1 protein-coding gene is annotated in these 663 nt (G+C 42.5%); it reads right to left on the bottom strand.

Annotated elements, in window-relative coordinates; translation table 11 throughout:
* Positions 1 to 663: hypothetical protein (locus tag N1032_RS25785; RefSeq protein ID WP_259543465.1), on the bottom strand; the 663-nt coding region annotated here is incomplete at both ends.

Raw genomic sequence — 663 nt, forward strand, 5'->3', positions numbered from 1 at the left:
ATATGAACTTCTTGTTCTTCACCTACCACAAAACGCGAGCCTGTACCGTCATAAGAACGAACAATTTCGCCGTCTGTTTGGTCGTTTTCACCGATTGGATAAGGCGCGGTATTGTCTAGCGGTCTTCCAAGAGATTCTTTTGCAGGGTCAATATACCACACAATTTTTTCAATCTCATATCCGGCTTCTGGTTTAGCGGTCACTTTGAAAATTCTACTTTCCGCGCGAACTTCTTGACCGGTTGCAACGTCTTTTAACCACTCTTGACCGTTAAATTGTCCGATATGAATACCACTTTTACCGTCTGACGCTTCAGTGATTACAACCGTTTTTAAGCCGTTAGGGTCATTTGTCTTGACGTGAATTCTTTGATAAGATTCACCAACAATCGGCGGTGGCGTTGAACTTGGTTCCATTTCAATTTTATAGCTAGTGTCAATACTTGAATAAACCACACCGGCAACAGTTCCCTCTTGTCCGGTCGTTCTCCACACGTCATTGTAGAACGTTTGACCCTCACGCTTGAATTGAGCGAGTTTAGTTTTCCAACCTTGAGAGAAAATAAAATTCGCGTGTAGTTCCATGTTTTGAATACCGTTCGCCGGTTCATAAGGAACGGTTAATTTATTCCCTACCATATGAATCGTAGAACCGTCTTTAGCT

The organism is Herbiconiux daphne, from assembly GCF_024979295.1.
In the GTDB taxonomy this organism is placed as follows: Bacteria; Actinomycetota; Actinomycetes; order Actinomycetales; family Microbacteriaceae; genus Herbiconiux; species Herbiconiux daphnes.